Genomic DNA, 9,557 nt, shown 5'->3' on the forward strand with positions numbered 1-9,557 from the left:
CTTCCACCCACCACGACGGTCGCCCCGGCACCCGCAGCGCCCGCGCCGGTCGACACGTACGAGGCACCGCAGTACGACGAGCCGGCACCGGTTCCGGCACCCCCGCCACCACCGCCGCCGCTCATCCCGGGACTACCGCAGATTCAGTTGCCGCAATTTCAGCTCCCGCCGCCGCCGGTTTTCCAGCTGCCGCGCTTCTAGCCCGAGCTCCTGCTGTCTACGACGCCGGGGTGTCGGACGCGGGAAGCCGCAACCTGGCAACGACGGCGAGGTGGTCGGAGTCCGGGATCGTCACCGGGCCCACCTCGAGTGCGTCGACACTCGCGCTCGTCACCACGTGGTCGAGGCGAGCGAGCGGCCTGCTCGACGGGAAGGTGCGGAAGAGGCCCGCACCCGCGGACTCGGCAGCGTCACGGAATTCGCCTCTCGCGAGGTCGCGGAACTGCCGATGATCACCGGTGGCGTTGAAATCGCCGGCCACGACGACCGTGCCGGGATACGACTCCATCAGCCGACGCATATGCGCCAGATCTTCCGCCCATTGGACGGTGTGGCGGGGCGTGGCGGGCGACATCGCGTGGAACGACACGACGGTGAGTGGGACGCCGTAGACCACCGTGTTCGCCTGAACGGGGACGAACCCGAAACCGGCAAGGCGAGTGCCGTCGGTCAGTGGCGTGCGACTCCACAGGCCGGTGCCGTCGGCCACCGGCAACGCCGCGGTGAAGTTGTACGGCATCAGCTCGTCGATGCCCGCGGCGGTCAGATCGTCGACCTCTGCTTGCGTCAGCTCCTGCACGGCCAGGAAGTCGGCTTTGCTGGATCGAGCCTGGTCGACGATCGCGGCCGCGTCGGCATCACCGTGCGCGACGTTGACGGTGAGGACGGTGATCTCCGCGCCTGACGAGGTGTTGTCGTCGGCGAGAAACTGCGGAACCTGCAGTCCGACGAGCCCGCCGGTGAGCGCGAGGGCGAGCCCGACGCCGACCCGTGATTTCGCGGCCGCGAACAGTCCTGCTGCGGCGGCCGTGGGGATGGCGGCGAACGGCATGCCGACGAGGAGTGCTACCAAGGTGATTTGCGTCACTCCCAGCTGTCGAGCGACGACCATGGCGAACGCGGAACCCAGGATCACGCCCCCGGTTGCAACAGCCGACAGGCGCAGGACGCGTCGCACTTCTTTGCTCCTTCGGTGGGTCGCGCTGCACGCGGCATCGGGTGACAGTGCATTGACTAGAGTAGGTGGATGCCCAGCTCAGACGCCGTATGCAAGTGCGGTCATCAGCGAACCGCGCATCAGCATTACCGGCCCGGAAGCGACTGTTCTCTTTGTGAATGCCACCGATTCCGTCGTTCGATGCTTCAACTTCTCGGCAGACGGCCGAGCTGAATATCGAATCGTCTATTTTCAACCTTACAGACGATTATTGCGCGTTAAACATACCGATTGGTTAGAATCCTCAGTTGAATCTAGGCAATACGGGCAATTCGGCGGCCGGGGGACCGTGGGCCCCGATCCGACGGGAGACACATGTCCAGCGCAACAATCATGGACGACAGAACTGCATTCGCACCACAAGTGCGACCGACGACCGATGAGCACGTCCTGGACGTCCATCCGACCACCTACCGGCCTCATCCCATCCATGCGCACGATCGCGTGTGGACGGAAACCAACTGCTACGTCGACCTGTGGATCGAACTACTCCACTCCCTCGGCGCCGACCCCGTCCCGGCGCTCGCCTTCGTGCTGAGCGCTGACTGCGACGGCAGGCAGTGGGACTTCGTCAAGATGCAGTCCGAGGACCTGCGGACGCTCTACGGCCTCGAGGTCGGCGAGATGAACGTGTGGCGCCCGGTGCTCGACCACGTCCGCGACGCGATCGCCGACGGGGTGCTGGCCACCGTCGAGGTCGACGGATTCTGGCTACCCGACACCGCGGGCACCAGCTACCGCAACCAGCACACCAAGACCACCATCGTTCCCAACTCCGTCGACGTGCAGGAGCAGACTCTCGGGTACTTCCACAACCGCGGCTACTTCGAGCTGTCCGGCGCCGACTTCGACGGCGTCTTCAACCTCAGCCCGGCCCCGCACGCCGAGGTGCTGCTGCCGTATGTCGAGCAAATCCGGCTCGGACGCAGTCTTGTTGCCGACGGCGTCGGGAACCGCGACCTGGACGTCGCCCGTGCCCATCTCGCACGGCGCCCGTCCGGCAACCCGGTCGAGCGGCTCGCCGAGCGCATCGTCGCCGACATTCCTCTCGTGCAGTCCTCGGGCCCCGACGCCTTCCACCTGTGGTCGTTCGGTCTGCTGCGCCAGTGCGGCGCCACCGCCGAACTCGCCGCAGACCTAGTCGGTTACCTGACCGAACGCGGCATCACGGGCCTCGACGCAGCGGTCCCGCACTTTCTGCAGGTTGCCCAGGGCGCGAAAGCAGTGCAGTTCCGGATGGCACGAGCATCTCGCGGACGAGCGGTGACACTCGACGAGCCGCTCGCCGACATGGCGTCCAACTGGGCTGCTGCGATGGAAATCGTGTCGGCTGCTCTGTGACCGGCGCTCATTCCAACGATCTTCACTCCACCGACTTCCTGGCTGACGCCGACTGGCGTCTGACTTGGGCGCCGGCCGGGCGGTACGTGCATCCGGACGAACTACCCGACGACTCGGCCGGCGATCTGGTCGGCGATGACCGGTGGATGAAGGCGGAGGTGCCGGGCACCGCGGCATCGTCCGCTGTCCGAGCAGGTGTCGTGATGGCAGATATCGACGAGCTGGACTGGTGGTACTCCACCACGGCCTCGGTGCCGACGAACATCGCGACGGAACTGACCTTCGAGGGCGTCGCGACACGCGCAACGGTGTGGATCGGGCGGCCTGCCTTCGACGAGGTGGCACGGATTCGCTCGATGTTCGTGCCCGAGACTGTCGACGTGCCGGCGGGTGAGGGCGACGTCCGCATCGTCGTCCGCGTCGAATCCATGGCGGCGCACCTGAAGACGCGGCGCCCGCGCGGTCGATGGAGATCCTCGCTCGTCGCCCAGCAGGGCCTGCGTCACGAACGCACCACGCTGCTGGGCCGAGCACCCGTGTACGGCCCGCTTCAGCCGCCCGTCGGGCTGTGGCGACCGGTAACTCTGCGCGAACCCACTGCCGTGTCCGACGTGCGCGTCGGCGCCACGGCGGCGGGCGGGTACGGCCGGCTGCACTTACGCGCGAGGATCGAGAGCCGAGCCTCGACCGCCGTTCTGCACATCGGTGACCACTCCTGGGTCGTATCCGTCGACGAGAACTTCGTCGACGCCGTGGTGACGGTGACCAACGTGATGCTGTGGTGGCCGCACACGCACGGAGATCCGACGCTGTACCCGTGGTCACTCGAGCTCGACGGTGCGGTGGTCTGCGGTGGGCGGGTCGGGTTCCGCAGTGTCGAGCTGAACCGTGATGACCGCGCAGTCACGTTGACCGTCAACGGTATTCGTACGTTCGCGCGTGGTGGATGCTGGGTGCCGCCGGATGCGATACGGCTGTGGGTGGACGCCGCTGCGATGCGAACCGAGCTGCAGGGGGTGCGCGACGCCGGACTGAACATGGTTCGGGTCGTCGGCACGATGGTGTACGAGCAGGCCGAATTCTGGTCGCTGTGTGCCGAATTGGGAATCATGGTGTGGCAGGACGTCATGTTCGCAACGACCGACCCCCCCGAAGGCGCGGAGTTCGTCGACACCGTCGAGCGTGAACTCTCGGCCTTCACAGCGATGGTCGGCGGCAACCCGGCGCTGACGGTCGTGAGCGGGGGAAGTGAGACGCAGCAGCAACCCACGATGCTCGGGTTGCCCACCGAGGATCAGCGCATACCGTTGCTGCAGAACGCAATCCCGGCGATCCTCGACGCCGAGCTGCCCGGAACGCCGTACGTCACCTCGTCACCCTCGTCCACGACCGGGGAGTTGCACACTCACGTGGGTGACGGCATCGCCCACTACTTCGGGGTCGGCGGGTACCTGCGTCCGCTGTCGGACGTGCGCAGCGCGCGGGTGCGATTCGCCGCCGAATGTCTGGCCTTCGCCGTCCCGCCCGAGCGCCGTGCCGTCGACACCATGTTCGGCTCGGCGAATGTCGCCGGACACCACCCGCAGTGGAAAGACGCCGTACCCCGCGACCGCGGTTCGTCGTGGGATTTCGAGGACGTCCGCGATCACTACGTGCGCGAGATCTTCGGGGTGGATCCACACCTCGTTCGCCGCGACGACGCCGAGCTGTACCTGGACTACGGCCGCGCCGCGGTGTGCGAGGCCGTCACTGTGTCGTACATGCATTGGCGCAGAACAGGGTCCGAATGTACGGGCGCTCTCGTTCTGACACTGCGCGACCTCGTGCCCGGGGCGGGGTGGGGCCTGCTCGACTCCACCGGCGCGAAGAAGGCTCCGTGGTACAGCCTCGCGAGACTCAGCAGCCCGGTCGCCGTGTTCGTGGTCGACGACGGACTCGACGGCCTCACCATCGAGCTCCTCGACGACACACCGGAGCCGGTAATCGGCACCCTGCACGTCGAGCTACATCGATCGGGTGGATCGAGCGAGCGCCATGAGATGTCCGTCGCACTCGACGCTCGCAGCGCCACCAGCATTCCGCTTGACCGAGTGATCGGAACGTTTGCGGATGTGAACCACTCGTACCGGTTCGGGGCGCAGACATACGCGGCCGTGCACGCAACCGTCGTCGACGACAGGGGGCGCTGCGTCGCCGAAGCGACCCATCTCGTCGGGGATCGCCAAGACCGGCAGAACGATGTTGGACTCGAGGCCCACGCCGCACCGTCGGCCCCCGGGCAATGGGAGCTCACAGTGTCGACGCAGTGGCCCGCGCAGTACGTGTGCGTGGACGTCGACGGTGTCGACACGAGCGATTCGTGGTTCCACCTTGCGCCCGGAACGAGCCGGGTGCTGACGCTCACAGGTGACGGCACTGCGCCGAGCGGGCATGTGCGTGCGCTCAATTCGATCAAGCGCACGCAGATAGTTCGAGCGGAGACTGCCTAGCTGGAGATCTTGCTCAGCCGACCGCGGGCGTAGCCGAAGCCTGCAGCGCCGACGCTTGCCACCACGGCCACCGCACCCCACGCGCGCGCCGGGTTGCCACGAGCAGCTGCCGTCGTTTCGCGGCCGACCGCGCGCGGCAGGATCTTCGCCGTGTACGCGCGTTCGGACGACAACGCGTCCCCGGATCCGATGAGGCGCGAGATCGCTGCCTTCGACACACCCTCCGCGTAACTACGCGAGAGAAGGTAGCGCGGCCTGGTGCGGTCGCTACTGACCGTGTGATCGACGACGATCGACGGGTCGAACACGATCTCGGCGTCGGGGTGGTTCTGTCGAAGCCTGATGCACAGTTCGGTTTCTTCGCAGCCCAACGGGGTTCGGCCGATGCGGCCGATGCCCGAGACGAACCCGCCGAGAGCCACGACGGGCTCGCGGCGGAAGGACATGTTGGCGCCCATCAGATTGCGTACGGCTGAAGTGGTCGTGGGCTGCCCCCTGTACGTACAGCCCACGATCCAATCCAGTTCGCCCGGTTCACCGGCCACCGCAGTGGGCAGGAAAGCGGGACGGGTGGTGGGCCATTTCGGGTACGCGGACCCGCCCACCGCATACACGGCGGGGTCGGCGTAATGCGCCAGCAGAGAAGCCAGCCACTCGGTGGTCCGAGGGGTGGCGTCATCGTCGAGGAAGACGACGATGTCGCCGGTCGCAAGGTCGAGCGAGGTGTTTCGTGCCCCCGACAAGCCGCGGGGATGACTATTTGCGACGACGCTGACGGTTTCGCCGCGCGGACCGAACTCGGACCCGGCGCGCGCAAGGAGTTTCTCGTTGTGATCGATGACGACGAGCAGCTCCGATGCCGCAACCGACTGCGCCAGAACGGCGTCGACAGCAGCGCTCAGATCGTCCCAGCGGTCGAGCGTGTACGCACAGATGACAACCGTCGAAGACGGATTGTTCACGCCGACTTCTCTTGTAGCGGGACCTCTTCGAATACCTCGAAGGCCTCGAACTCAAGGTCCATGTCGGTACGCGCATCGTTGGTGCGGCGATCGGGACGCGGGATCGAGTTCTTGGCCAGCTTGCGGGCGCGCAGACGCTCGGTGAACAGGGTGCGAAGCACGCGGAAGCCGTCGGAGAAGGTGCGGAGGTTGCTCTGGCCGTAGATGCGGGCCAGTTCGATGCTCGGTACTTCCTGGATGAGCACGTCGGCCTCGGCGAAGCGGCAGTTGATAATGGTCTCGATTTCGAAACCGTCGCCCCAGAGCATTTCGCCCTCGGCGCCGTCCTGATCGACCGGCGGCAAGTCCAGCACCGGCACGAGATCGCGCCAGAATGCGTTGTAGCCGTAGCAGAGATCGGAGAACTTGGTTCCGAAGAGAGTGTTGGCGACCAGGTGCAGTCCACCGTTGCCGGCGCGACGCAGCGGCGTGATGTCGTGGCTTCCGCCGCCGTCGGTGAAGCGGCTGCCCTTGGCGAAATCCGCGCCGGCGAGGAGTGCGTCGACGAACCGAGGAATTTCGTCCGCGTCGGCCGAGCCATCGGCGTCGAACATCACGATGATGTCGCCGGTGGCGGCTTCGAAGCCGCATGCGAGGGCATTGCCCTTACCCTTACGGGTCTGCTGAATGACACGGATGTCGCCGCGGATCTCGCGGGCGGCATCGATGGTGCCGTCGATGGAGCCGCCGTCGACCAGGATGAGTTCGTAATCGTGTGACAGCAACGGAAGTACGTGGCGCAGGTTGGCCGCTTCGTTGAGGGTCGGGATGACGATGCTGATACGCGGGTTATGGGAGTTCAACATATCCATTCCAGACGGTATGAGTGCGTGTGTGTCCGACTGATCTCAGAACATCCATGACGCGACCCCCGGCGGATCCATAGATGGCAGTTTCCTGTTACCGGCTTCGGCGACGGGAGACTGTTTTCATCGACTGGGTACAACCTTAAAAGAAGCTGCAGGTTTGTCAAGCTGGTTGGAAACAAACTCGAGGGATGTTTGGAGATGTATGTCATACCGAACGAGGGTTTAAGTCGATGCCCGTACGAAGACGATGGTGTCGGCATCCTGAGCCTGCACCGACCATGCGGGATTGGCCCGTAACCAGCGCTCGAAGGTCTCTGCGGCGCCGTCCTGCATGAATCCGTAATACTTCATCGCTTCGAGTGACTGACGCGTCAGAATGACGTACGACGGCGTGTCCCGCTGAGACGCATCCCACTCGAATGCTGTCAGTTGCTCGTCGGTCGGAAACTCGAGCATGTACTCGGGGCCGTAATAGTTCAGCGGCGCGTCGAACATCTCGTTGGCCTCGGCCTGCTCGACGTACTTGGCCGTCGACCTGATCGGGAAGCCCGCGGGGTAGAGCATCGTGAACGTGGACCCGGCAGGCGACTCGGCGACGAGTGCACGCGTCTGATCGACCTGCTCCCGGTGCTCGATGACCAACGGCCACAGGCCGTAATAACCCTGCAGACCGAACGTTGCCGCACCGAGCGTGCCGAGGCCCGCTATTGCCACCGCGGCTCGGGCTCCGACGCGACGCACCGCCGACCGTGCGTTCTGCGGTTTCGCATCGAGCGCTGCCAGAAGCATCGGGGCGATGAGCAACACGCATCCCGGGATCGCGTACAGGTAGACCCGGAAGATGGCCTCGCCGCCGTAGCTCTGCCCGGCGAGCAGGCCGACCGAACCGAACGCCATGACCATCGGAGCCCAGAAGGTCTTCTTGGTGCGCCATGCGTAGACCACGGACACCATCGCCAACCCGAACACACCGGCCGACAGAGCCCGACAGATCAGCGACGTCACCTGCTTGCCCAGAATGCCCGGTGCCTGGACGTTGCTGGCTGCGTTCTCGACCGGATCGAAGCCGGACAACAACCCGTACGGCGCAACGATGCTCAGGCGCGGGTACAGGTAGCCCAGCAGGATCACGGCAAATGGGAACATCAGCCACCACGGCCTCGCGCGCCCGGTGACCAACAGCACACCGGTGACCGCGAACAACCAGAACGGCGTCAGCTGATGCGTCGGCACCAGAGCCGCGAACGGGATGATCGCCAGGAAGCCGGCCGCGCGCAACTGCGTGGACGCGAGCAGCAGGACCATGAAACCGACGGCCAGAACGAATCCGAGCCCCTGTGGCGCGTAATAGTCCTGCCCGACCCAGTTGACGAGTTCTGCCAGCATGGCCGCGGTGACGGCGACCCTGGGGCGCATCTTCAGCACACGCGCGAGGCCGTAGACGAAGACAGCCGTCAGCACGTGGGTGACCGGCGCGAAGATGTGCGCCATCGGCAGGATGCCGAAGCCGGTGACGTCGCTGAACCATGCCGTCACGACGAAGAAACCGGGCCACTGCGCGTAGATGTCGATGCCGTTGGGCGGCAGCGATCCGAACGAGAGGATGTACTCGGTGACCGCGATGTGCTTGTACGTCCACTCGTAGATCGGCGCGCTCGTGACGACGGTGACGGTGAGCCGCTGCACGATTATGGCCGTAGCCAGTGCCGCGACGGTCAGCCGAAGTTGATTGCGCCGCACAGCGATCAGGAAGGCTCCGACCACGAGCAGCATGCAGATCACCAGGATCGGCCCCGTACCCGCGGTCAGCAGACCGAACTGCGAATAGCCGGCATCTCTCAGGCCGGGCAGAGCGGGGAGCCACAACACCAGCGCGAGCGCAAGCATGAGGCCCGCGACGTTGCGCCGAAGGAACTCGCGATCCCACAACGTCGTCCGCGCCCGAAGTATGCGCTCGCGCAGCGTGTTCGGAGAAAATGTGTGCTCGGCCCACCGACGCCACCCGCGCAGGTCGGGCCACTCGTCATGCCTGCGGTACCAGAGCGCGGACGAGGACAGGAGCGCGATGACGACGATGCCGGTGATCCAGCGAGGGGACCACTGATACCCCCACATCGCCGCCAGCGTGACGAGGGTGAACACGGACAGACCGAGCAACGGGACGGCGGTCATCCTGGCCCGCGGCGGCAGGTACACCCACGTCAGGATTGCCGAACCGGGCCCGGCGAACACGGTGAACGCGAGAAGTAGTGCGCGCAGCGCGGTCGGTAGCGGAAGCATCGCCGCCGACCCGGTGATCGCCGCCATAACGGCGACGTCTGCAAATCGGAAAGCCGGTCGAGGTGCTGAAAGCCTGTAACTGCGCTCGGGGGAGGAAAGAACGGTGCTGTGCTGGTCAGTCGAGGACAGGCTCACGACTCACCTCCGACAGAGGGTTACGACGGCGGCCACCGCGGCGGCTGCGTCGCAAAGCACCCGGGCCCTTGGCGATGGAGAGCAGTTCCATCCTGCCGATTCCGTCGGGCAGGTCGGCGGCGAGATCGTCCGGCGGCGAGGCGACCTTGCTCATCTTCGCCGACAGCCTGACGGCACTGCCGATTCGGCGAACGGCGACGCGGGCGGCGAGCGTCGCCGACTTCCTGTCGGTCGCCACCGTCATCAGCCATGCGCCGAGGCCCAGCCCGTAACCGCGGGCCTGCAC

The 9,557-nt window shown here is 65.8% G+C and carries 6 protein-coding genes and 2 pseudogenes; 3 read left to right on the forward strand and 5 right to left on the reverse strand.

Annotated elements, in window-relative coordinates; genetic code table 11:
• Positions 1-201 (forward strand): annotated as a pseudogene (locus WBQ44_RS05605) (Hsp70 family protein); the annotation flags it as partial.
• Positions 202-217: 16 nt separating this feature from the next.
• Here the strand turns inward: WBQ44_RS05605 and WBQ44_RS05610 are convergent.
• Positions 218-1,177 carry an endonuclease/exonuclease/phosphatase family protein gene (locus WBQ44_RS05610; RefSeq protein WP_495565743.1) on the reverse strand — a complete coding sequence of 320 codons (960 nt, stop codon included), beginning with the start codon at positions 1,175-1,177 and terminating at the stop codon, positions 218-220.
• A gap of 372 nt (positions 1,178-1,549) precedes the next feature.
• On the opposite strand from WBQ44_RS05610, the gene WBQ44_RS05615 reads away from it, so the two are divergent.
• Both WBQ44_RS05615 and WBQ44_RS05620 read left to right on the forward strand, forming a co-directional pair.
• Positions 1,550-2,557, forward strand: a complete 1,008-nt coding sequence (locus WBQ44_RS05615; RefSeq protein ID WP_495565748.1) for a DUF1839 family protein — start codon at positions 1,550-1,552, stop codon at positions 2,555-2,557.
• The gene (locus WBQ44_RS05620; protein ID WP_495565744.1) at positions 2,554-5,046 is read left to right on the forward strand and encodes a glycosyl hydrolase 2 galactose-binding domain-containing protein; all 2,493 of its coding nucleotides are present in this window, start codon (positions 2,554-2,556) and stop codon (positions 5,044-5,046) included. The genes WBQ44_RS05615 and WBQ44_RS05620 overlap by 4 nt, the downstream gene beginning before the upstream one ends.
• Here WBQ44_RS05620 and WBQ44_RS05625 read toward each other — a convergent pair.
• The 4 genes and pseudogenes from WBQ44_RS05625 to WBQ44_RS05640 all read right to left on the reverse strand — a co-directional run.
• Entirely contained in the window at positions 5,043-6,008 is a 966-nt protein-coding gene (locus WBQ44_RS05625) for a glycosyltransferase family 2 protein (protein WP_495565745.1), read from the reverse strand. The genes WBQ44_RS05620 and WBQ44_RS05625 overlap by 4 nt on opposite strands.
• The gene (locus tag WBQ44_RS05630) at positions 6,005-6,859 is read right to left on the reverse strand and encodes a glycosyltransferase family 2 protein (RefSeq protein WP_495565746.1); all 855 of its coding nucleotides are present in this window, start codon (positions 6,857-6,859) and stop codon (positions 6,005-6,007) included. Before WBQ44_RS05630 ends, WBQ44_RS05625 begins: the two co-directional genes overlap by 4 nt.
• A 219-nt stretch (positions 6,860-7,078) precedes the next feature.
• Complete coding sequence (locus WBQ44_RS05635; RefSeq protein WP_495565747.1) at positions 7,079-9,163, reverse strand: hypothetical protein; 2,085 nt, start codon at positions 9,161-9,163, stop codon at positions 7,079-7,081.
• A gap of 88 nt (positions 9,164-9,251) precedes the next feature.
• A pseudogene (locus WBQ44_RS05640) lies at positions 9,252-9,557 on the reverse strand (glycosyltransferase family 2 protein); the annotation flags it as partial.

The organism is Rhodococcus sp. (in: high G+C Gram-positive bacteria) (assembly GCF_049591685.1).
Taxonomy (GTDB): domain Bacteria; phylum Actinomycetota; class Actinomycetes; order Mycobacteriales; family Mycobacteriaceae; genus Rhodococcoides.

What these genes read in the sequence shown, in the direction of transcription:
- WBQ44_RS05635 (WP_495565747.1), bottom strand. Translation starts at nt 9,163, where the DNA reads ATGGCGGCGATCACCGGGTCGGCGGCGATGCTTCCGCTACCGACCGCG.
- WBQ44_RS05630 (WP_495565746.1), bottom strand. Translation starts at nt 6,859, where the DNA reads ATGGATATGTTGAACTCCCATAACCCGCGTATCAGCATCGTCATCCCG.
- WBQ44_RS05615 (WP_495565748.1), top strand. Translation starts at nt 1,550, where the DNA reads ATGGACGACAGAACTGCATTCGCACCACAAGTGCGACCGACGACCGAT.